The sequence below is a fragment of the Cupriavidus sp. 01L415 genome, assembly GCF_056400065.1.
This window is the reverse complement of sequence record NZ_JBFTSP010000003.1, coordinates 419,473-439,525: the sequence shown is the minus strand read 5'-3', so window position 1 is coordinate 439,525 and position 20,053 is coordinate 419,473. Positions and strand designations below refer to the sequence as shown.

Annotated in this window: 21 protein-coding genes; 6 read left to right on the top strand and 15 right to left on the bottom strand. The window is 63.8% G+C overall.

Annotated elements, in window-relative coordinates; all coding sequences use genetic code 11:
* Nucleotides 1-42: 42 nt before the first annotated feature.
* From AC1DOX_RS09785 to AC1DOX_RS09755, 7 genes are all read right to left on the bottom strand, one after another.
* Complete coding sequence (locus AC1DOX_RS09785) at nucleotides 43-720, bottom strand: orotate phosphoribosyltransferase (protein WP_441616180.1); 678 nt, start codon at nucleotides 718-720, stop codon at nucleotides 43-45.
* Nucleotides 721-733: 13 nt separating this feature from the next.
* The gene (gene aspA, locus AC1DOX_RS09780; RefSeq protein WP_441616182.1) at nucleotides 734-2,152 is read right to left on the bottom strand and encodes an aspartate ammonia-lyase; all 1,419 of its coding nucleotides are present in this window, start codon (nucleotides 2,150-2,152) and stop codon (nucleotides 734-736) included.
* Nucleotides 2,153-2,181: 29 nt separating this feature from the next.
* Nucleotides 2,182-3,225: a dihydroorotase gene (pyrC, locus tag AC1DOX_RS09775; RefSeq protein ID WP_441616184.1), complete on the bottom strand. Its 1,044-nt coding sequence runs from the start codon at nucleotides 3,223-3,225 to the stop codon at nucleotides 2,182-2,184.
* A complete protein-coding gene (locus tag AC1DOX_RS09770; RefSeq protein ID WP_441616186.1) occupies nucleotides 3,222-4,493 on the bottom strand; it encodes a hydantoinase/carbamoylase family amidase in 1,272 nt (423 codons plus the stop codon). Before AC1DOX_RS09770 ends, pyrC begins: the two co-directional genes overlap by 4 nt.
* Before the next feature lie 16 nt (nucleotides 4,494-4,509).
* Nucleotides 4,510-5,460 carry a dihydroorotate dehydrogenase gene (locus tag AC1DOX_RS09765; protein ID WP_441616883.1) on the bottom strand — a complete coding sequence of 317 codons (951 nt, stop codon included), beginning with the start codon at nucleotides 5,458-5,460 and terminating at the stop codon, nucleotides 4,510-4,512.
* Nucleotides 5,453-6,301, bottom strand: a complete 849-nt coding sequence (locus AC1DOX_RS09760) for a dihydroorotate dehydrogenase electron transfer subunit (RefSeq protein ID WP_441616188.1) — start codon at nucleotides 6,299-6,301, stop codon at nucleotides 5,453-5,455. The genes AC1DOX_RS09765 and AC1DOX_RS09760 overlap by 8 nt, the downstream gene beginning before the upstream one ends.
* A gap of 68 nt (nucleotides 6,302-6,369) precedes the next feature.
* The gene (locus AC1DOX_RS09755; protein ID WP_441616190.1) at nucleotides 6,370-7,608 is read right to left on the bottom strand and encodes an MFS transporter; all 1,239 of its coding nucleotides are present in this window, start codon (nucleotides 7,606-7,608) and stop codon (nucleotides 6,370-6,372) included.
* Between the two features lie 243 nt (nucleotides 7,609-7,851).
* On the opposite strand from AC1DOX_RS09755, the gene AC1DOX_RS09750 reads away from it, so the two are divergent.
* From AC1DOX_RS09750 to AC1DOX_RS09740, 3 genes are all read left to right on the top strand, one after another.
* A complete protein-coding gene (locus tag AC1DOX_RS09750; RefSeq protein WP_441616192.1) occupies nucleotides 7,852-8,733 on the top strand; it encodes a helix-turn-helix domain-containing protein in 882 nt (293 codons plus the stop codon).
* 24 nt (nucleotides 8,734-8,757) lie between these two features.
* A complete protein-coding gene (locus AC1DOX_RS09745; RefSeq protein ID WP_441616194.1) occupies nucleotides 8,758-9,081 on the top strand; it encodes a hypothetical protein in 324 nt (107 codons plus the stop codon).
* 96 nt (nucleotides 9,082-9,177) lie between these two features.
* On the top strand, nucleotides 9,178-9,663 hold the full coding sequence (locus AC1DOX_RS09740; RefSeq protein WP_092136973.1) for an adenosine-specific kinase: 486 nt from the start codon (nucleotides 9,178-9,180) through the stop codon (nucleotides 9,661-9,663).
* 45 nt (nucleotides 9,664-9,708) lie between these two features.
* On the opposite strand, the gene AC1DOX_RS09735 is transcribed toward AC1DOX_RS09740, so the two are convergent.
* The 4 genes from AC1DOX_RS09735 to AC1DOX_RS09720 all read right to left on the bottom strand — a co-directional run bounded on the left by AC1DOX_RS09735 (nucleotide 9,709) and on the right by AC1DOX_RS09720 (nucleotide 13,033).
* Complete coding sequence (locus AC1DOX_RS09735; protein ID WP_441616197.1) at nucleotides 9,709-10,026, bottom strand: NIPSNAP family protein; 318 nt, start codon at nucleotides 10,024-10,026, stop codon at nucleotides 9,709-9,711.
* Between the two features lie 33 nt (nucleotides 10,027-10,059).
* Entirely contained in the window at nucleotides 10,060-11,037 is a 978-nt protein-coding gene (locus AC1DOX_RS09730) for a Bug family tripartite tricarboxylate transporter substrate binding protein (protein ID WP_441616199.1), read from the bottom strand.
* A 139-nt stretch (nucleotides 11,038-11,176) separates the two neighbouring features.
* The gene (locus tag AC1DOX_RS09725; RefSeq protein ID WP_441616201.1) at nucleotides 11,177-12,076 is read right to left on the bottom strand and encodes a helix-turn-helix domain-containing protein; all 900 of its coding nucleotides are present in this window, start codon (nucleotides 12,074-12,076) and stop codon (nucleotides 11,177-11,179) included.
* A 63-nt stretch (nucleotides 12,077-12,139) separates the two neighbouring features.
* Nucleotides 12,140-13,033, bottom strand: a complete 894-nt coding sequence (locus AC1DOX_RS09720; RefSeq protein WP_441616203.1) for a LysR family transcriptional regulator — start codon at nucleotides 13,031-13,033, stop codon at nucleotides 12,140-12,142.
* A 125-nt stretch (nucleotides 13,034-13,158) separates the two neighbouring features.
* Here AC1DOX_RS09720 and AC1DOX_RS09715 point away from each other — a divergent pair, with 125 nt between their 5' ends.
* From AC1DOX_RS09715 to AC1DOX_RS09705, 3 genes are read left to right on the top strand one after another with little or no spacing between them, the layout of a single operon-like run.
* Complete coding sequence (locus AC1DOX_RS09715) at nucleotides 13,159-13,902, top strand: SDR family oxidoreductase (protein ID WP_441616205.1); 744 nt, start codon at nucleotides 13,159-13,161, stop codon at nucleotides 13,900-13,902.
* 51 nt (nucleotides 13,903-13,953) lie between these two features.
* The gene (locus AC1DOX_RS09710) at nucleotides 13,954-14,847 is read left to right on the top strand and encodes an SDR family oxidoreductase (protein ID WP_441616207.1); all 894 of its coding nucleotides are present in this window, start codon (nucleotides 13,954-13,956) and stop codon (nucleotides 14,845-14,847) included.
* 58 nt (nucleotides 14,848-14,905) lie between these two features.
* Complete coding sequence (locus tag AC1DOX_RS09705; RefSeq protein WP_441616209.1) at nucleotides 14,906-15,514, top strand: cyclic nucleotide-binding domain-containing protein; 609 nt, start codon at nucleotides 14,906-14,908, stop codon at nucleotides 15,512-15,514.
* Here the strand turns inward: AC1DOX_RS09705 and AC1DOX_RS09700 are convergent.
* The 4 genes from AC1DOX_RS09700 to AC1DOX_RS09685 form a co-directional block, all read right to left on the bottom strand.
* Nucleotides 15,483-16,952 carry an aldehyde dehydrogenase family protein gene (locus AC1DOX_RS09700; protein ID WP_441616211.1) on the bottom strand — a complete coding sequence of 490 codons (1,470 nt, stop codon included), beginning with the start codon at nucleotides 16,950-16,952 and terminating at the stop codon, nucleotides 15,483-15,485. The genes AC1DOX_RS09705 and AC1DOX_RS09700 overlap by 32 nt on opposite strands.
* Before the next feature lie 63 nt (nucleotides 16,953-17,015).
* Complete coding sequence (locus tag AC1DOX_RS09695; protein WP_441616213.1) at nucleotides 17,016-18,014, bottom strand: Bug family tripartite tricarboxylate transporter substrate binding protein; 999 nt, start codon at nucleotides 18,012-18,014, stop codon at nucleotides 17,016-17,018.
* A gap of 61 nt (nucleotides 18,015-18,075) precedes the next feature.
* Entirely contained in the window at nucleotides 18,076-18,852 is a 777-nt protein-coding gene (locus AC1DOX_RS09690) for a class II aldolase/adducin family protein (RefSeq protein ID WP_441616215.1), read from the bottom strand.
* Between the two features lie 91 nt (nucleotides 18,853-18,943).
* Nucleotides 18,944-20,053 (bottom strand): porin, encoded by a 1,110-nt coding sequence (locus tag AC1DOX_RS09685; protein WP_441616217.1) that lies wholly within the window; start codon nucleotides 20,051-20,053, stop codon nucleotides 18,944-18,946.

Sequence of the window (20,053 nt, the reverse complement as noted above, 5' to 3'; positions counted from 1 at the left end):
GTGAACGGGCGGAGGCGCCACATACAACTCAAAGGTTTGGGGCTATCCGGCGATGCCGCCGTGCGCGCTGGACCAGTGCGGTGGGTCGCTCAAGAACGCGCGCAGCTCGGACAGTTCAGCCTCGGGAACGTCGCCGGATTTGTTCAGGACGTCCAGGACGTCGCGCCACGTGGCCAGGGCATGGACATTCGGTTTCCATCGGGAAAGCGCGTCGGCTGTGGGGAAGGTTCCGTAGTCGAACAGGACCAGGATGTCCTGCACGGTCGCACCCGCAGCGGACAGTGCTTCGCAGAAGGCGACCTTGGATCGTCCTGCTGCCATCATGTCGTCGACCAGCAGCACGCGGTCACCGGGACGGATATCGCCCACGACCTGCGCCGCAGGGCCCATGCCGCGGGCTTCCTTGCGCACATAGACCATTGGCAGGTTCAATAACTCGGCAACCCATGCGGCGAATGCAATGCCACTGGATTCGGCGCCAGCAATCACATCGATGCCGGTCAGGCGATCCCGGTCACGGAGCAGCGCCAAGCCTTGCTGGACTAATGCGCGACGCAACGCCGGGTAAGAGATCAGGCGGCGGCAATCGATATAGACAGGGCTCGTCCAGCCTGAAGGAAGGCGGAATGGCTCATCACTGCGAAAGCGAACGCAACCGGCATCCAGCAGTGCCTGGCTGACCGATGCCTGGAGGGTGAGGTCGGTGCGGTTCCCGGACATGGCAATCGTTCCTTTACACCTTGCCGTGCATGTCCGCACGGGGTTGTACCAGTGCCTCCGGACGCAGCGCTTCTTCCAGAGCTTCCGCCGTCATCAGGCCGCGGGCGAGTACCACTTCACGAATCGTCCTGTTCTCCGCGTAGGCCTGGGCGGCAACAGACGTCGCGTTCTTGTAGCCGATCACGGGATTGAGGGCCGTCACCAGTGCGATGGACCGCTCGATGGTCTCGTGCAGGCGTTCCGGGTTGGCAGTGATCCCGTTGACGCATTTCTGAGCCAGCGTCAGGCACCCATTCGTCAAATGCCGGAAGCTACGGAACAGGCTCGCGGCGATGACTGGCTCGAAGGCATTGAGTTGCAACTGCCCAGCTTCTGCCGCAAACGTGATGGTCGTGTCATTGCCAAAAACCTCGAAGGCAATCTGGTTGACCACTTCCGGAATGACAGGGTTGACTTTGCCCGGCATGATCGACGAGCCCGCCTGCATCGGAGGCAGGTTGATCTCGCCGAAGCCTGCGCGCGGGCCGCTCGACAGGAGTCGCAGGTCGTTGCAGGTCTTGGACAGCTTGACGGCAATTCGTTTGAGCACGCCAGAGATCTGGACGAACGCACCGCAATCCTGTGTGGCTTCCACCAGGTTGGGTGCCAGCGCGAGATCGAGACCTGTGATACGCCGCAGCGCAACCAGCGCCTTCGCCGCATAGTCGGGATGGGCCGTGATGCCCGTACCGATAGCCGTCGCGCCGAGATTGATCTCGCGAATCAGCGTTCCTGCTTCGCGCAGCCGTGCCATATCCTCTTCCAGCATCACGGCATAGGTGGAGAACTCCTGCCCGAGGGTCATTGGGACTGCATCCTGAAGCTGCGTGCGCCCCAGCTTGTAGAGACCCGCAAATTCCTTTGCCTTCATGTCGAAGGCAACGCGGAGTACGGCCATCGCTTCCAGGAGATGCTCGATGGCAAAGCACGTAGCGATGCGAAGCGCCGTCGGATAGACGTCATTGGTGCTTTGCGCCATGTTCACGTGCTCGTTCGGATGCAGGAAGGTGTATTCGCCCTTTTGATGACCCAGGTGCTCCAGGGCGCGGTTGCAGATCACCTCGTTGGCGTTCATGTTGGTGGAGGTGCCGGCACCGCCCTGGATCGTGTCAACGATGAACTGATCGTGCAGGCGGCCGTCGCGCACGTCGTGGCACGCGGCAATGATGGCGTCGCGCAGCCCGGGAGCGAGCAGGCGCAGCTCGGCGTTGGCCTCGGCGGCGGCCTGCTTGACCGAAGCCAGCGCGATGATGAGCTCCGGCCACGACGAAATGGGCGTGCCGGTAATCTGGAAGTTCTCCCAGGCCCGCAGGGTATGCACGCCATAGTAGGCGTCGGCAGGAACCTGGCGTTCGCCAAGCAGGTCGGCTTCGATGCGATAGGTAGTAGTCACGGTGCGGTCCAATGAAAGAATGCGTGAAGCTATGCGAGGGTCCAGGGCAGCGTTTCCCCAGCGAGGAACGTCTGGATGCGGTGTCCATCTGGCAGGTCGATGCTCCCGGGCACGCGCGTCGGTATCCGCTGGAAGGTGACAGTGCCTTCGTTCAGCGGGACGCCATAGAAGCGCGCACCGTTCTCACTGGCGAACTTTTCGAAGTGGTGCAGGGCTTGTTCTTCTTCGAACACCGTCAGGTATGCCTGCATGGCGACAGGGGCGCTGAAGATGCCGGCGCAACCGCATGCCGATTCCTTGGCGTCCGTGTCGTGCGGTGCGGAATCGGTGCCCAGGAAGAACGCGTGCGACCCGGAGGTGGCCGCGCGCCGCAGCGCGAGTCTGTGCTGCTCGCGCTTGAGCACCGGCAGGCAGTAGTAGTGAGGGCGAATGCCGCCGGTGAACATCGCGTTGCGGTTGAACATCAGGTGCTGCGGCGTGATGGTGGCGGCCAGGCGGCCGCTTTCATCGCGCATGACGAAGTCGGCTGCCTCCTCTGTCGTGATGTGCTCCAGCACAACCTTCAGTCGCGGATAGCGGGTGAGGATCTGCGTCAGCGTCGTGCGCAGAAAGGCCGCTTCCCGATCGAAGACATCGACCGCCGGGTCCGTGGACTCGCCGTGGATCAGCAACGGCATGCCAATGTCCTGCATGGTCGCCAGGACGCTGGCAATCCGGTCGAGCGATGTGACGCCATACTCGGAATGCGTAGTGGCGCCTGCGGGATAGAGCTTGGCGGCGGCAAACGCTCCGCGCTCGAATCCGGCACGAATTTCCCCGGGATCGGTGTCGTCGCAGAGATAGCACGTCATCATTGGCGTGAACGCCGAATCGCCGGGAAGTGCATCGCGAATCCGCTGCCGATAGGCGAGAGCCGCTTCGACAGTCGTAACCGGCGGCTTCAGGTTCGGCATCACGATGGCCCGGCCGTACTGGCTGGCGGAAGCCGGCAGCACGGCGCGCAACATGTCGCCATCGCGCAGATGCAGATGCCAGTCGTCCGGACGGCGAATCGTGAGCGTCTCGATGGTCATGACTTCCTCCCGCGCGGAATGGCCTCAAGCGCTTCGTACAGGACCTTCGTGCCGAGCATGAAGTCGTCCAGGTCCATGGCTTCGTCGGGATTGTGCGAGCCGTGTTCGTTGCGGACGAAGAGCATCGCGGTCGGGATACCGGCATTGGCAAACAGCGACGCGTCGTGGCCTGCGCCGCTCGGGACCATCTCCACCGGCAGTTTCGCGTTGGCACACGCGTTGCGCAGGAGATCCGAAAGCCCGGGGTCCATGGTCGCTGGCGCGGATTCGATGCGGCGATCAAATTCGAAATGCACGCCACGATCGCGGCTGATGGCCTTGCACTCGGTGCGGAACAGTTGGTAGAAGCCTTCGAGCGTGTCCACGCTTTTGCTGCGCACCTCGAAGCTGAAGTCGACCTTGCCGGGAATGCGCGAGATGGAATGTTCGGCGGGATCCGTTGAAACCATCCCGGTGGTGACGACCAGATCGCTGCCGCGTTCCAGCAGCACTTTCCAGTGCTCGTCAAGGCGTGTAATGAGGTCAGCCACTGCAAACATCGCATCCTTTCGCAGCCAACGGGGTACAGCGCCAGAATGGCCGGGTTCGCCGATGCATGTCACGCGATTGTGGCGGACATTCCCGCGAATGCCAGGCACCACGGCCAGCGGCAACTTCCGCGCCACCATGACGGGCCCCTGTTCGATGTGCAATTCCAGGTACGCAGCGGCAGACGCCCGGTCGAACAGCGGTTGCTGCAGCGAAATGGCTTCGATGTCGGCGCCGGCCTCAGCCATGCACTCCGAGAGCGTTCGGCCGGAACTGCGATGCTTCAGCGCAAGGTCGTCCGGCGTCAGCTTGCCCAACGCAGCACCAGAGCCCATGTATGCCTTGCCGAACCAGGCGCTTTCCTCGCCGCGGAAGGCGACGACCCGGAGTGGCGTCGCGCTGGCTGCGCCTTGCTCCTTCCGCGCGACCTGACAAAGTAGCCCGGCAACAATGCCAGCGAGTCCGTCGAAGTTGCCGCCTTGCGGCACCGAATCCATATGCGAGCCGACCCAGGCAGCCGGCGCGCCGGCGTCCTCTTCAGGCAGCGAAAACACAAGGTTGGCGGCCTTGTCGCTCTGCACGGAAAGCCCATGCTGCTCGGCGAAGCGACGCAGGTAGTCCGCCGCTGCGGACTCGCCCGCACCGTAGCTGTCGCGCGTGACGCCGACACCGTCAAAGGACAATGCGCGGATATCGGCGAGGAGCTGCTCGGCCAGCGGCTTGAGGTTGAGGATGTCCATATGCGTGTCCGGTTGCTCAGCCCGATTGCTGGGCGAACCGCAACCAGCGGTCGCTAAGCTGGCGATCCAGAATCACCTGGCCAGTGAGATCGCTGATGGATTCGACGCCGGTCTGCTCGCAGTATTCGCGGAGTCCATCGATGATCTTCTGCATCGCGGCCGGATCACGGAACGACGCGGTGCCAACCTGGACGGCGGAAGCGCCTGCCAGCATGAATTCGACGGCGTCCTCGGCACTTTGAATGCCACCGCAGCCGATGATGGGAATGCGCACGGCGCGGTAGCATTGGTGCACCATGCGCAGCGCAACCGGCTTGATTGCGGGCCCCGAAAGGCCGCCCATGACATTGCCCAACCGGGGCTTGCGGGTACGGATATCGATTGCCATGCCCAACACGGTGTTGCCCATCACGATGGCATCGGCGCCTGCTTCTTCCGCAGCCCTGGCTATCGAAGCGATGTTGCCGGCGTTCGGGGTGAGCTTGACCCAGAACGGGTGCCTGGTGCGACGGCGGATCGCAGCGACGGCCTTGTAGGTCGTTTCCGGCAGCATGGCGAAGGCCATGCCGTCGGCTTCAAGATTCGGGCAGGAGATGTTTGCCTCGATCGCCGCCACTTCAGGCAGGGACAGCTCTTCGCAGGCTGCGCCGAACTCTTCGGCGGTATCGGCGGAGATCGATACGATGACAGGCGTGTCGTATTGCGTGTAAGGCGGGAGCACTTCCTTCCTGTAGTAGTCCAGCCCCTTGCTGGGAATGCCGATCGAATTGAGCATCCCGCCATGGGTTTCCGCCACGCGTGGTGTGGGGTTGCCGGCCCGGGATTTCGGCGAAACGCTCTTGATGACCAGCGCGCCAAGCTGGTTCAGGTCCATGGCCTCGCGATACTCGATCGCAAAGCAGCCGGATGCGGGCATTACGGGGTTGCGCAGCGTCAGATCGCCAACCCGGATAGTCAAATTAGCCAAACTCCACCTCCCCGACGACTTCGCGAATCTTGAATACCGGACCTTCGCGACACACGCGCAGGAACTGCTTGTCGCCATCGCAATCGAACAGGCGCACGCAAGACAGGCACACGCCCATGCCGCAGGCCATGCGCTGCTCCATGGCGACTTCGCCTTGCACATCCGGATGGTCTTGAAGCACCCGCTGAAGCAGCATCAGCAGGCGATGAGAACCGCAGGTGTAGATGGCGTCGGGGCGTTGTTCGGCGATGAGGCGTCGAATCAGGGCCTCGACGGCCTCCACGGAAGACGTGCCGTCCGCGTCGAATACGCTATGCACTTCTGCCGTGGCGCCGCGCAGGAACTCCTTTTCCATCAGGTCGCCCGAGGTGCGTGCGGACATCACCGCGGTGATCCCCACGCCAGCTACCGCAGCCTCGTGGATCAGCGGTGCCATCGTGGCCAGACCAACGCCACGGGCCACGACGAGAATCCTGCGGAAGGCGGGCTCGAACGTAAAGGTGTTGCCGAGCGGGCCGACAATGTCCATGTGGCCGTCGACGGGAAGCGTCGCCATCGCCCGCGTGCCGACGCCGGTGACGTTGTAAAGAAACTCGATCCGTCCGGCTTCAGGGCCGGCGCCGTAGACGCTCATCGGCCGCAGCAGGAATGGTTGCTCTTCAGCGGTGGTCGGGCAATTGAGCTGGTAGAACTGCCCAGGCCGCGTAATGTTGGCGATCGGGGCATCGGATTCGAGCCTGATGTACTTGTATCGCTGGTTGACCCAGTAATGCTCGACAATTCGACAGCGATAGGAGGCTACGGTAGCCGCGGATTCCGGGCTACACACGGTGGCACACATGGGGGTGACTCCTGAGAAATGCGCTGCGCCGGACGGCGCAGCCGAGGAATGCCTGACAGGTTCCGGCGTTATTCCAGTTCCACGCCCTTGAGCTCGGGAACAAGGAAGAATGTTGCGATCATGTCGAGGACGTAGATGCTGGCAAGCAGTGCGATCGCGAGTTGGAAGGAGTAGGTTGCCGCGATGGCGCCTACGACAATCGGTCCAAGTCCGCCTACTGCGCGTCCGATATTGAACAGGACGTTTTGTGCGGTGGCGCGTGCCGCCGTGGGGTAAGCCTCGGAGATCAGTGCACCGTATCCGCCAATCATGCCATTGACGAACATGCCCATTACCGCACCGGCCCACAGCATCGTCATGGGATCGGACAACGTGGCGTAGAGCAGCACCATCGCAACCGCGCCGGCCTGGAAGAACAGGAAAGTCGGCTTGCGGCCAATGCGGTCGGCGAGATGGCCAAAGATCACGACGCCAATCATCATTCCCACGATCGTGACAGAGGTCCACAGGGCCGACTTGGTCAGCGAGAATCCGAGCGTCCTGGAGAGATAGGTGGGCAGCCAGATCATGATGCCGTAGTACCCGAAGTTCTGGACCGAGCAAAGGACGACGATGCCAAGGCTGGTTCGCGTGGTCTTGCGGTCTGCCACCAGCAGCTTGAATGCGTTGGGCTTCTTCTCCGTACGGGCGCTCCGCACGAATACTTCAGGCTCGTGCAGGCGATTACGGATAAACCACGCTACCAGCGCCGGAATCACGCCAATCAGGAACATTCCGCGCCAGCCCACCACGGGCAGCAGCAGTGGGGTCAACAGCGCAGCCATCAGCACGCCCGATTGCCAGCCCAAGGCGACATAGGACGAGACGCGTGCCCGCTTGCTGGCCGGCCAGGCTTCGGCTGCGAGTGCCATGCCGATGCCGAATTCGCCGCCAAGGCCGATGCCGGCGATGGTGCGATAGGCCAGCAAATCCCAGAACCCCTGCGCAAAGGCACACATGCCGGTGAACACCGCGAACAGGACAATGGTCCAGGTCAGTACGCGAACGCGCCCATAACGGTCGCTGAGCGCGCCGAAGATGATCCCACCTGCAACGGCGCCGATCAGCGTCCATGTCACCAGTGCGCCCGACTGGCTGGTGCTGAGCGCGAGGGCGGCACTGATGGCAGGCAGCATGAAGCCAAGAATCAGGAGGTCAAAGCCGTCCATGGCGTAGCCAATGGCCGATCCGGCCAAGGCCTTCCATGCGTAGGGGGAAGTTGGGGCCTCGGCCTCTGAAACTGACTGAGTGAGGGGCTGGCTGCTCATGCTGTCTCCATTTTTAGACTGTAGGGGCCTGAAAAACCACTGCATTGCGGTGCACTTGGGGTTCATGGGGGAGGCCAAGTACTGATGCAGTGGAGAATCTTATTTTTTAGACTATGTCGAAGGCCCTGCGATTGCAAGCGCTTTGCAGCGAACTTCGGGTTTCCACCGATGCTCGCCAGTTGCGAGGTATCGTGCGCGCAGTTGACGTGCTATAGTGAAATCCATCTAATTAATGAGACAGAAATGGAACACCGCGCCACGACATTGGGTGGGATCGACTTCGAAGCCATCGGTGCCCGGCTTCGTGCCTACCGCCTGGGCGCGCAGCTAAGGGCCGAACAGATTGCGGATGTGCTCGGGATCTCGCGTGCCGCGGTCTACCGGATGGAGAAAGGGGAGATCGTCAAGATTGAAACGCTCGAGCGGCTCGCCGGCATCCTGGGTACGTCGCTCGAGTCGCTGCTCGGGGCTGGCACCGAATACTATCCCTCGGCCATCGCCTACATCGAGCGGATGCGACAGCTTGAGCAAGGTGCGACGCGCATCCTGGCGCACTTCGAGCCCATTTCGTTCCTGCTCACTTCACCCAGCTACGCCGGGTATCTCGAGCAAATGCTGAGAGAGAGCGGGGACAACGACGAAGGCCGAATCCAGGCCATGATGGAATTGCTGCGCGAACGGAAAGCGTCCTATAGCTCGCAGCCAGCGCCGATTGTGAGCCTGATTGGTTTGCGCGAGCTGGAACGGTTCGTGCACTTCGGGTTGGTCGGACGCATGGATTTGCCGCCAGCGACAAAGATGGAACGGTCGCTGGCTGCCCGATCCGAAGTGGCGCGCATTGCCAGCCTCCTGGAGCAGCAACCTGCCGGGATGCAGATCGGCATCGTCAACGAGAGCATGCCGAACGCCACGTTTCAGATTTTCGAGCGACCAACTGGGTCGTACGTGGCAATCAGCCCGTTTCGCTTCGGCGAATTTCCCAATATCTCCGGAGGCATTGCGTCTGTGACCGCCGCGCCAGAGGCTGTCTCCCTATACACGAGCATGGTCGAGGCGTTGTGGCAGCGATCCTACAAGGGCCTCGACGGCGCCGATCTATTGCGGCGCATGCTGCAACAAGTTTGATTTGATTGTTTTAGAGAGAGACTCATGGACTTCAATACCGTCACCGCCGAGTTTGCGCAGAGCGTTCCTGGAACGGACGCCTTCCTGAAGGTCAAGCAACAGTCGCTTGCGCTCATGAAGAGCGATCCGGGCAATGCTGCAGCCTACTTCCTGATCTACGGCTTCGCCCGCTCCTACGTGATCCTGCACGACGATGAAGGCATTACGACCGAAGTCGCGAGCGCTGCTCAGGCTCAGTTGCTCGGCTACATGAAGGCGATCGAGCCGACACTGGGCAATGACCAGACGCTCCTGGAGGCCCTGAATCAAATCGTGCTCGACTACGATGGGCGGCGCCAGCTTTTCTAAGCGAGAAAGCTGATCGAGCCGCATCTGGCTCGGCTTGCATTCGAAGGCTCGCCACCTACCATTGTCTGCATGCGGGGCAACTCGGGAGGGCAGGTCATGGAACTCAGCGTGGTGCAGGTATCGAAGCCGGAAGCGACCAATTTCATCTTCGGACAGTCGCATTTCATCAAGACCGTCGAGGATCTGCACGAGGCGCTCGTCGGCACGGTTCCTGGCATCCGGTTCGGCATCGCCTTCTGCGAGGCGTCCGGCAAACGGCTCGTACGCTGGTCCGGCACCGACGAGGCGATGATCGACCTGGCCTGCCAGAACGCGATGGCGATCGCGGCCGGACATACCTTCCTGATTTTTCTCGGGGATGGGTTCTTTCCGGTCAATGTACTGGGCGCCGTGCGCGCCGTGCCGGAGGTGTGCCGCATCTATTGCGCCACCGCGAACCCCACGCAGATCATCGTCGCGCAGACGGAACTGGGCCGGGCCGTGCTCGGCGTGGTCGATGGCGAGCCGCCACTCGGCATCGAGACCGCGGCCGATATCGCCGACCGCAAGGATCTGCTGCGGCGCATCGGCTACAAGCTCTAAGACTCGCGATCGCCCGGCGCCGGCGGGCCGCGATCGCAGGTCCGCCTACGGCGTGAAGAACGACACCGGCGTCATCAGCCGGTTCTCCTGGCTGATGAGGTAGCCGGCCTCGGCGCTCATTTTCAGATATTCGCTCCAGGCCGGGTCCTTCTGCAGCGCCTGGCGCTTTGCCTCGCGATCGGCAGCGCTGTCATAGACCCAGATGTGCATGTAGCTGTTGACATTGCCGGTCTCGGTTTGCATGTAGGCCAGCGGCTTGCCCAGGTGGCGGCTCTGGATCGCGTAGCCGTACTCGGCATACAGCGCCAGGTGTTTCTTGATCGTGCCGGGGTGGCAGGTGTAGGTGCGAACATCGAACAGCATGGGGTTTCCTCGAACGGTGGCGGATGAGTGGATTCAATCGACGGTGGCGCCGGATTGCCTGACAAGCACGGCCCAGCGCGCCACCTCCTGGTTCACGTACTTCTGAAATGCAGCCTGGTCGTCGCCGACGGGATCGGCGCCGAGCCCTTTCAGCCGCTCCTTGACGGCGGGGTCGGCTACGCTCTGGACGATGGCCTGCGCGAGCTTCTCGACGGCGGCTGGTGGGGTGCCGGCCGGCGCGAACAGGCCGAACCACGAGCGCGCGGTCATCCCCGGGAACGGCGTTTCCGCGAAGGCGGGCACGTCGGGCAGGGCGGCGTGGCGCTTGCTGCCGGTGACCGCCAGTGCCTTGAGCTTTCCGCTCTGCACCTGCGCGAGAACTTCGGGTAGGTTGGCGAACATGATCTGCACCTGGCCGCCCATCACGTCATTGAGCGCCTGGGCTCCGCCCTTGTAGGCCACGTGCGTCATCTTCGTGCCGGCCAGCGTGCTGAACTGCTCGCCGGCCAGGTGGGATGCGGTGCCGGTGCCGCCCGACGCGTAGTTGACGCGGCCAGCATGGGACTTGGCGTACGCCGCGAGCTCGCTCGCCGAATTGGCCGGCACCGATGGATTCACCACCAGCAGCAGAGGCACCGACGCCAGGTTCGACAGGCTCACGAAATCGCGCGTGAGACTGTAGTTGAGCTTCTGGTAGAGCGACGCGTTGATCGCGTGGCTCGACGTGGCCATCAGCAGCGTGTAGCCGTCGGGGTCCGAGCGTGCGGCCGAGACGGCGCCGATGTTGCCGTTGGCGCCGGCCTTGTTTTCCACCACGATCGACTGGCCGAGCCGGGCCGACATGGCTTGCGCCACCGTGCGCGCAATCACATCGGTGGCGCCGCCGGCGGCGAACGGCACGATGATGCGCAAGGGATGGTCCGGGTAATCCGCCATCGCGCTGAGGGAAGTGACGGCCAATGCGGTGGCCACGGCAAGGCTCCGCAACGGAGCGATTGCTTTCTTGTACATGTCTGTCTCCTGTGCCTCTGGTTTCTTATGGCATGCCGACGGCGACGCCGGGTTCGGCTGCGCCATGGGGGACACTTTAGGCAGCCGCGTGGCGGCGGCGTTAGGACGGATCAGACGTTGTGTTGGACTTTTTCGCGCGTCATTCCAGCGGACGACAATGCTTCCTGCGGAAGTCGCCCGGCGTGAGGCCGGTCTGCTTCTTGAAGAAGCGCGCGAAGTAGGCCGGGTCCTCGATGTTGAGACGGAACGCGATCTCGGCGATGCCCGTTTCGGTGTTGCTGAGCCAGCGCTTGGCTTCGAGCACCACGCGTTCCTGTACCACCTGGCTGGCTGTGCGTGCCACGGTTCGCTTGACCGCGTCGTTGAGCTGACGCTCGCTCACGCATAGCGCCTCGGCGTACTGGCCGATCGTGCCGAAGCGCAAGTAGTGCGTTTCCACCAGCATCGTGAAACGGCGCGTGAGCGCCTGCTGCGGGCCAACGCCGCCAGCGTGCTCGTTGCCGGGGCACAGGCGGCGCAGGCGCGTGAGAAGGATCATCAGGCAGGCCCGCACCACGTCGGGATAGCCGGGCTGGCGATCGCGCGCCTCGCGCTCCATCTCGCCGAGCAGCGGCAGCATGCTGTCATGCTGGGCTTGCGTGAGATAGAGCGCGCTGTTGCCGCGCGAGGGGTGGTAGAACGGGAATTTCGCGACATCTTCGGCGCGCGGAAACATCCGGGCGAAGAAGTCGGTGCTGAAATTCAGCACATAGCCGTGGGGCTTGACCGATGACGTCCACGCATGGACCTGGCCTGGCGCAAGGAAGAACACCGAGTGGTCGCGCACGTCGAAATGCGCGAAGTCGAGCATGTGCGTGCCACTCGCCCGGGTCATCCAGAGCAGGTGGTAGTAGTTGTGCCTGTGCAGGAAACCGCGCGGGATGTCGTCGCGGTCCTGCAGCCGCACGAGGTCGAAGTAGAACGACCCCTCGCCCGCGAAATCCGACGTTTCGAAGGTGGGAAACTCGCCGGTCGGGCTGGAGGGGAGGGCTTCGGGCAAGCGCGGGTTTCCTTGCGGTTTCGGATCCTGGTTACCGGCGCCATCCTATCGCAAAGTGCGGCATCAAGCGTCTCCTGCCGCAAAGATCTCGCGCAGCCATTGCGCAAAGACCCGAACCCGCGACGAGAGCTGGCGATGCTGCGAATACAGAACGGAGACGGGCATCGGGGGGCATGGGAAATCCGGCAGGACGATCTTCAGGCGACCCGACGCCAGTTCCGCGGCCACCCGGTAGCGGGGCACCTGCACGAGCCCCAGCCCCGCCACCGCTGCTCCGGTGTAGAGATCGGCGCCGGTCACTGAAACGATCGCGGGAAGCTGGACCGCCGTCACGCGGCCATTCGCCGTGAATTCGAGTGGGACGGCTTTGCCGGTCGCGCTGGAGACATAGTTCACCGCCCGATGTGCCGCCAGTGTGTGCAAGTCGGCCGGCTCGCCATATTTCGCGAGATAGCCGGGGCTGGCGACGGTCACCTGCTCCAGCAGCGCGATCTGCCGGCCTACCATCGATGAGTCCTGCAGCGTGCCAGCTCGCAATACGCAATCGACGCCTTCGCGCACCAGGTCCACCAGGCGGTCGTCTTCGCCGATCTGCAGTTCGATCTGCGGGTACTGGGCCAGGAAATCCGGCAGTGCCGGTACCACGAAATGGCGGGCCAGCGTGCCTTGCAGATTCACACGTAGCAGCCCTTTGGGCGCCGTGTTCCGGAACGATCCCTCGGCCTCCTCCAGATCGGCGATCAGCCGCACGCATCGACGGTAGTACGCCTCGCCGTCATGCGTCAGCCGCACCGTGCGGGTGGTGCGCTCCAGCAGCCGAGTGCCGAGCCGCTGCTCCATGCGCTTGATCAGGTTGGTCACGGTCGCCCGGGGTATCTGCAAGTCGTCGGATGCCTGCGTAAAGCTCTGCCGCTCGGCAATACGCACAAAGGCCTGCATTTCCTGAAAGCGATCCATCGGGCGCTCCGCTGGGTTTATTGTTAAAGAGGATGGAAATATGTTACCAGTCTGTCCATGATTATCTTTCGAATGGAATGATCCAGTATTCGCTTCACCACCAACCCGAAATGAGGAAGCGAGTCATGAATCAAGCCAGCAACACTAAAGTCGCCATCGTTACCGGCGCATCGCGCGGTATCGGCGCCGCCGTCGCCCAACGCCTGGCACAAGACGGCTTCGCCGTCGCCGTCAACTACGCGTCCAGCCCCGCCCAGGCGGATGCGCTGGTCGCCAGCCTGCAAGCGGAGGGCGCCAGGGCCATCGCCGTAAAGGCCGATGTCTCGGACGCCGGCGAAGTGCGGCGCATGTTCGAGATCGTCGAAGACCAGCTCGGCAAGGTCGATGTGCTGGTGAATAACGCCGGCGTGCTGAAGACGATGCCCCTGGCTGACACCAGCGACGCGCTCTACGACCAGACCTTCGACATCAATGTGCGCGGTACCTTCAACACGCTGCGCGAAGCTGCCACGCGCCTGAACGACGGCGGGCGCATCGTCAATTTCTCCAGCACCACGCTGGCCCTGAACATGCCCGGCTATGCGGTCTACAACGCGACCAAGGCAGCGGTCGAGTCGTTCACGCACGTGTTTGCCAAGGAACTGCGCGGCCGGAACATCACCGTGAACGCCGTGGCGCCGGGCCCGATCGCCACGTCGCTGTTTCTCGATGGCAAGACTGACGAGCAGATCCAGGCGTTCGCAAAGATGCCGCCGCTGCAGCGGCTGGGCCAGCCCGACGATATTGCCGGCGTGGTGTCGTTCCTCGCCGGCCCCGATGCGGGCTGGGTGAACGGCCAGATCCTGCGTGCCAATGGCGGCGTCGCCTGAAACCGGGCTCACCCTCCAATCCATCAATCGTCACTGAACAGGAGTTCGGTCATGAAGCAAGTTGTCCTGGTAACTGGCGCCGGCAGCGGCATCGGCAAGCTGTCCGCACAATCCCTGGCCCTGGCTGGCCACGTGGTGTACGCATCGATGCGGGGCATCGAAGGCCGCAACAAAGGCCGTGCGGACGAAGTCCGACAGTGGGCCGCCGAACGCGGCGTGCACCTGCACCCGCTTGAGCTCGATGTGCTGTCGCAGGAATCCGCCGATGCCGCGGCCGCAGCGATTGTCCGGGAGCAAGGTTGCATCGACGTGGTGATGCAGAACGCCGGCCACCTCGTCGTGGGACCTTCCGAGGCGTTCACACCCGAGGAAATGATGCGGGTCTTCGATACCAACCTGTTCGGCGCGCAACGCGTGAATCGTGCGGTGCTCCCGTATATGAGGGAGCGCGAGGCCGGCCTGATGCTGTGGATCAGCAGCACCACGACCAAGGGCGGATTCCCGCCGTTCATGGGCCCGTATGGCGCGGCCAAGGCGGCGATGGATTCCCTCGCGGTGACGCTGGCCTACGAGATTGCGCGCTTTGGCATCGAGACTTCGATCGTGGTCCCCGGCGCGTTCACCAAGGGCACGTCGCATTTTCCCACTGCGGGCAAGCCGGCCGATGCAGCAAGGGCCGCAGCCTACAGCCGCTATGACGGCCTCATGGACCAGATCGGCGAACGCCTGACCGCGTTGACGCCCGATGACGCCGACCCGCAGGCCGTGGCCGACGAGATCGTGCGGATCGTGGGCATGTCGTCAGGGTCCCGCCCGATGCGCGCGGTGATCGATTTCGTCGGCGATGGCGCCCGGGAAGTCCTGGAGGTGTCGGAGCGCGTACGAATCGACTTCGCCAGGCGGATCGGCATGGGCGACCTGCTCGACGCCAGGATCGGCCGCTAGGCAAATGCGGCGCGGGCCTGGCAGGGTCCGCGCTGCCTTCTGGATTCTGGAGATGACCATGAAGCGATGGATCTGCCTTGCGTCCGCGGCATTGCTGCCGGCGCTGACCGGCGCATGCGATGCGCAGCCAAAGTGGCGCGACGATGCCGCCGCCGCCGCCACACAGGGGAAACCCATGAAAGCCTCGATCACCTACCTGCACCTGTTGCGCAAGACACCGTTCTTCACCAGCTTGTCGACGCCGCAGTTGCGCGCGACGATCAGCCACTCGCGCGAGTGGGAGGCGGAGGCCGGCACCGTCATCGCGCAGTGCCAGGATGACCCCACCACCTCCCAGGATGTCTGGATCCTGCTCGATGGAGGATGGCAGCTCGAGTACGACGGCCACAGCTACCCGGCAGGCCATGCGGACGCAGGAAAGTGGTTCAGCGCGCGTCAGGCGACCAGAGGTTGCCGCCTGGTCGCCACGGAACACAGTTACGTCATGCAGATCACGCGCGCCGACTTCGATGACATGCTTGCGCAGGGCTTCGCCTTCGACAAGCACCTGGACGAGGGATATCGCTACTATCGCGGGATCTTTTCCGACGTGCCAGCCGGCGTCCCCGATCCGGCTCCCGGCGTCCCGGTCTCCGCTACCGATACCCGAACGGGCCGACCAGGTTGATCGCCTTGGTTTCGGTATAGCTCAGCATCTCCTCGATACCTTCCTCACGGCCCACGCCGGAACTCTTGTAGCCGCCATACGGCATGCCCTTGAAATGCGTGCCGACGCCGTTGACCCAGATATAGCCGGTGCGAAGCCGCGTCGACGTCGCCAGCGCGGCCTGGATGTCTCGGGTCCAGATCGAGGCGGTCAGGCCGTACTCCACACCATTGGCCATGCGCAGCGCCTCCTCCGGCGTTGACCAACGCATGATGGACAGGATGGGGCCAAACGCTTCCTCCTGTGCGATGCGCATCTCCGGCGTCACGTCGGCGAAGACGGTCGGCTCGATCCAGTAGCCGCGTTTGAAGGCCTCGCCAGCTGGCCGTTTGCCGCCGGTCACCAGGCGGGCACCATCACGCTTTGCGATTTCCACGTAGTCGAGCACGCGCTGGTACTGCGCCTGCGAATTGATGGGCCCCATATCGGTCTCGGCCGACTGGGGATCGCCCAGACGGATCCGGGCGACGCGTGCAGCCACCGCCTCGACGAAGTCGTCATAGATACTGTCATGGACCAGCAGGCGGCTGGTGGATCCGCAGGACTGGCCTTGCCACAGGAAGTTCATGCCGCGCACGGCAGCGTCCTTGGCGGCTTCCAGATCGGCATCGGGGAAGACGATCAGCGGGTTCTTGCCGCCAAGTTCGAGCGATATATGCTTGACGCCCACGTCGGCGGCGCTCCGCTGAATCTGCCGGCCCGTGGCGGGCGATCCGATGAAGGCAATGCGCTTGATGCGAGGATTTCGCGCGATGGCATCGCCGGCGTCCTTGCCGAGCCCGGTGACGATGTTCATGACGCCAGCCGGCAAGACGTCCCGGCAGATCTCCGCGAGCATCGTGGCGGAAAGGGAACTGGTTTCGGGCGGCTTGACCACCACCGCGTTGCCCGCCATCAGGGCGGCAGCCGTGCGCGCCGTGGCGAACATGAGGGGATGATTGAATGGCACGATGCGGCCAACCACGCCGTAGGGCTCGCGCACCGTGAAATGCAGCGACTCGACCGTTGCCGGGATGGTTTCCCCCTTCAGCTCATAGCCAAGGCCGGCATAGAAGTTCAGACCCCAGGCCGCATCGGCGACGTCGCGCCGCAGCGACGTCACCGTATTGCCTGTGTCCGCAACCTCCACGGTCAGCAGGGATTCGGCCTGCGCGGTCAGGCGCCGGGCGACTTCGCGCAGGCGCTCCGCGCGGCCTTCGACACCTAGCGCCTGCCACGCGGGCCAGGCGCGCTCGGCGGCTGCCGCGGCACGCTCGACGTCATCGGCATTGCCAGCCGGAATGTGTCCGATAACGATTTCGGTGGCCGGATTGAGGCTGGGCAGCCATTGGCGGCCGGCGCTTTCGCACAGCTCGCCGTCGATCAGCATCGGACGCTGGTTTCGTTCATTCAGGTGCATGGAGTAAATCCTGGGTGTCGGTTGTCCACGGGATGAGCGGCGCCCCTCGGGGCGGCGCCTTCCCTATTCGAGATGGATGCCGTTGCGGCGAATGAAGGCGGCCCATTGCTCGCGCTCCTTCCGCAGGCTGCCGCGGAACGCATCAGGCGTATCGAATACGGGTACGAGCGCGTGCGCTTCCAGTGCGGCAGTCATCTCCGGCGTCTTCATCGCCTGCACGACCTGATCGCTCAGCTTGCGCAGCACGGCGGGCGGTACGCCGGTGGGGGCAAACACACTGAATGACGTCCACACCTGTACCCCCTTGAGTCCGGCGTCGGCGAGGGACGGCACGGCTGCCAGAAGTTGGGTCTTTTCGTTGACCGCGAGTGCGATCAGCTTGCCGGACTTGATGAACGACTGCACCGAACTCAGATCGGTGAACATGAACTTCAGGCGGCCGCTGAGCAGGTCCTGATATGCAGGGCCCACGCCCTTGTAGGGCACATGCAAGAAGCGTGCGCCCGTCGATTCCTCGATCATCCGCACGCCAAGGTACGGCGGGCTGCCTTCGCCGGCGGATCCATACGGCAGTTCTCCCGGCTTCTCCTTCGCAAGCCGGATCAGGTCAGCAAATGTCCGGATGCCCGCGTCTGGCGTGGCAACCAGTACCATCGGCGCCATCACGCCGCGCGCGATTGGAACCAGGTCACGCTCCACATCGAACGGCAGCTTGCTGTACAGCGCCGGACTGATTGCAACGGCGGCATTGGCGGTGATGAGGAAGGTGTAGCCGTCGGGTGTGGCGCGCGACACGGCCTGCGTGCCGACATGGCCACTGGCACCCGGGCGATTCTCGACGACAAACGACTGCTTCATCGATTTGGACAGACTGGTGGCCAGCAGCCGCGCATAGACGTCGGTGCCGCCTCCCGCGGCCGACGGCACGATCAGCCGGACGGGCCTTGCCGGCCATTCGTCGGCAGCTGCGGAGGGCTTGGCCCAGCCTGCCGCGGCGCCCGCGAGCGCCGCGGCGATCAGGGCATAGGCGCGCAGGCGCGGCAATAGTTGTGGGGTAATCATCGGGTGTCTCCTTGTGTTGTCGCGTCTCTTCGTCTCTTCGTCTCTTCGTCTCTTCGTCTCGTCAGGCGACGGTCGACTGTCGGGCGGATCGCCGCCACAGGTCCCATGCCCGGTTGACCTGCTGCGCGTTCGTGGCTTCTGCAGCAAGGGCCTCCTCGTCGGAGAGGTACTCGATTTCGCCGAGGCGACCGGCATCCAGCACCAGGCGGGCGTTCTTCTCGGTATAGATGGCGCAATAGACCGCCTGCCGCAGCGAGCCGGCGGCCACCGTGGCCCCATGACCGCGCATCAGGACGACGGTGGCCGTGCCGAGCCTTGCGGCCAGTGCCTGACCCAGGGCAGCGTCGCGGATAAGCAGATCCGACCCCGGGCCGGCCGTGTCGCGGATTTCGAACACCGGTGTCCCGCGTGCCAGGAAGCCGCTCATGTGGCATACGGGCCGCAGCGTGGCGTTCCTGACCACGCCGAACGGGATCACAGCCGGTGAATGGCTATGCACGACGGCCATGACGTCGGGCCTGGCGCGATAGATGGCGCTGTGGATGAAGCGCTCCAGGAAGACGGCCGGAGCCGCGCCTTCGATCGCCGTGGCATCGCCATGCGCTACCGGGTTTGCGTCCAGGTCGAACGTAAGCAGATCGTCGGCCGTCACGAGTGCGGGTGCCATGCTGCGGGCCAGCACAAAGCGGTCGGCGCGCTGCGGGGAACGCATGCTGACGTGGCCAAAGGCGTCCAGCAGGCCTTCGTGGTACAGGATATGGTTCGCATCCACCAGGTCCTGCATGGCGTCGGCAAGGGCGACGGGCTCTCCGGGAGCATGGGGTATTGGGGCGGGCAAGGTTGTCTCCTACTGGTTCGTGGCGCGCCGGTTCTGGCGTCGGCGCCAGCCGCAGCCGCTTCAGGGGTTCAGAAAACAGGGGTTCGGAAAATCAGAAGATATGCTTGACGCCGACCATGGCGCCGAGCTGGTTGCCGCCCGGCGCGGCCCCGGCGCCGGCAGCGCCAGAGCTGACCGAAAGCGCGAGGTTGCCGCGGTTATCAATGAAGCCGGCCGTGCCATAGAGGGAGGTGCGCTTGCTGAAGGCGTACGTGCCTCGCGCGGCATAGAGCCAGGCCTTGTTGGGGCTGTTGTGGTAGCGCAGCAGGAAGATTTCGCCGTCGACGCTGAAGGCCGGCGTGATGGCATATGAGACCCCGCCAAACCACAAGTCACTGCGCGGCGTAGGACTGCCATCGTTGTCGCGCCGGATCACGCCGCCACCGAGCTTGGCCTTGCCGACGTTGGCGTATGCGTTCAGCGCAAGACGATCGTCCTTCAGGCCACTGCTGGTCAGGCCACCCGCCGCGCCCTGGCCGCCGCGCAAGGAATCGTAGGCGACACTTGCGCCCCAGGTTCCGATCTCGTACTTGAGCATGGCGGACCATTCCCGGCAGGCACTGCGGTCGGCCGGGTTCTCGCCGGCGCATGTCGTGGCCGTGGGTCCCGAGCCGGCAAGCGCGGTATCGCGGCCGAAGCTGTAGGTGGCACCGACGGTCAGCCCACCGAAGGTTCCCTTGTACGACACCGCGTTATCGGCGCGCGAGCTGGGCATGTAGCTGTCCAGTGACGACGATCCGAACGTGTTCGGCCCTAGCATGTCTGGCTCCAGCATCGACCAGAACAGCATGGTGTACTGCCGCCCGAACGCTACCTGGCCCCAGCCGCCGGACAGCCCCACCAGCGCCTGGCGTCCGAACAGGCGGCCTCCCTGGTTGGAAGTCCCTGCATCGGGTGCGAATCCCGACTCAAGCACGAAGAGGCTCTTCAGTCCGCCACCCAGGTCCTCGCTGCCCCGCAGGCCCCAGCGCGATGGCACCGTGCCCGCCAACCCCGGCATGCGGACCACGCTGTTCTTTGCCGTGCCGATGTTTGACACGTACTCAATCCCCGTATCCACCACGCCATAAAGAATCACCGATTGCGCCATCGACAGCGCCGGCACGCCGGCCAGCGCGCCGAACACGAGCGTCGTGGCCGGGATGCATTTCTTCTTATTCAT

What these genes read in the sequence shown, in the direction of transcription:
- AC1DOX_RS09705 (WP_441616209.1), top strand. Translation starts at nt 14,906, where the DNA reads ATGAAGCGATGGATCTGCCTTGCGTCCGCGGCATTGCTGCCGGCGCTG.
- AC1DOX_RS09785 (WP_441616180.1), bottom strand. Translation starts at nt 720, where the DNA reads ATGTCCGGGAACCGCACCGACCTCACCCTCCAGGCATCGGTCAGCCAG.
- AC1DOX_RS09710 (WP_441616207.1), top strand. Translation starts at nt 13,954, where the DNA reads ATGAAGCAAGTTGTCCTGGTAACTGGCGCCGGCAGCGGCATCGGCAAG.
- AC1DOX_RS09770 (WP_441616186.1), bottom strand. Translation starts at nt 4,493, where the DNA reads ATGGACATCCTCAACCTCAAGCCGCTGGCCGAGCAGCTCCTCGCCGAT.
- AC1DOX_RS09685 (WP_441616217.1), bottom strand. Translation starts at nt 20,053, where the DNA reads ATGAATAAGAAGAAATGCATCCCGGCCACGACGCTCGTGTTCGGCGCG.
- AC1DOX_RS09740 (WP_092136973.1), top strand. Translation starts at nt 9,178, where the DNA reads ATGGAACTCAGCGTGGTGCAGGTATCGAAGCCGGAAGCGACCAATTTC.
- AC1DOX_RS09735 (WP_441616197.1), bottom strand. Translation starts at nt 10,026, where the DNA reads ATGCTGTTCGATGTTCGCACCTACACCTGCCACCCCGGCACGATCAAG.
- AC1DOX_RS09720 (WP_441616203.1), bottom strand. Translation starts at nt 13,033, where the DNA reads ATGGATCGCTTTCAGGAAATGCAGGCCTTTGTGCGTATTGCCGAGCGG.
- AC1DOX_RS09730 (WP_441616199.1), bottom strand. Translation starts at nt 11,037, where the DNA reads ATGTACAAGAAAGCAATCGCTCCGTTGCGGAGCCTTGCCGTGGCCACC.
- pyrC (WP_441616184.1), bottom strand. Translation starts at nt 3,225, where the DNA reads ATGACCATCGAGACGCTCACGATTCGCCGTCCGGACGACTGGCATCTG.
- AC1DOX_RS09755 (WP_441616190.1), bottom strand. Translation starts at nt 7,608, where the DNA reads ATGAGCAGCCAGCCCCTCACTCAGTCAGTTTCAGAGGCCGAGGCCCCA.
- AC1DOX_RS09760 (WP_441616188.1), bottom strand. Translation starts at nt 6,301, where the DNA reads ATGTGTGCCACCGTGTGTAGCCCGGAATCCGCGGCTACCGTAGCCTCC.
- AC1DOX_RS09695 (WP_441616213.1), bottom strand. Translation starts at nt 18,014, where the DNA reads ATGATTACCCCACAACTATTGCCGCGCCTGCGCGCCTATGCCCTGATC.
- AC1DOX_RS09750 (WP_441616192.1), top strand. Translation starts at nt 7,852, where the DNA reads ATGGAACACCGCGCCACGACATTGGGTGGGATCGACTTCGAAGCCATC.
- AC1DOX_RS09745 (WP_441616194.1), top strand. Translation starts at nt 8,758, where the DNA reads ATGGACTTCAATACCGTCACCGCCGAGTTTGCGCAGAGCGTTCCTGGA.
- AC1DOX_RS09715 (WP_441616205.1), top strand. Translation starts at nt 13,159, where the DNA reads ATGAATCAAGCCAGCAACACTAAAGTCGCCATCGTTACCGGCGCATCG.
- AC1DOX_RS09700 (WP_441616211.1), bottom strand. Translation starts at nt 16,952, where the DNA reads ATGCACCTGAATGAACGAAACCAGCGTCCGATGCTGATCGACGGCGAG.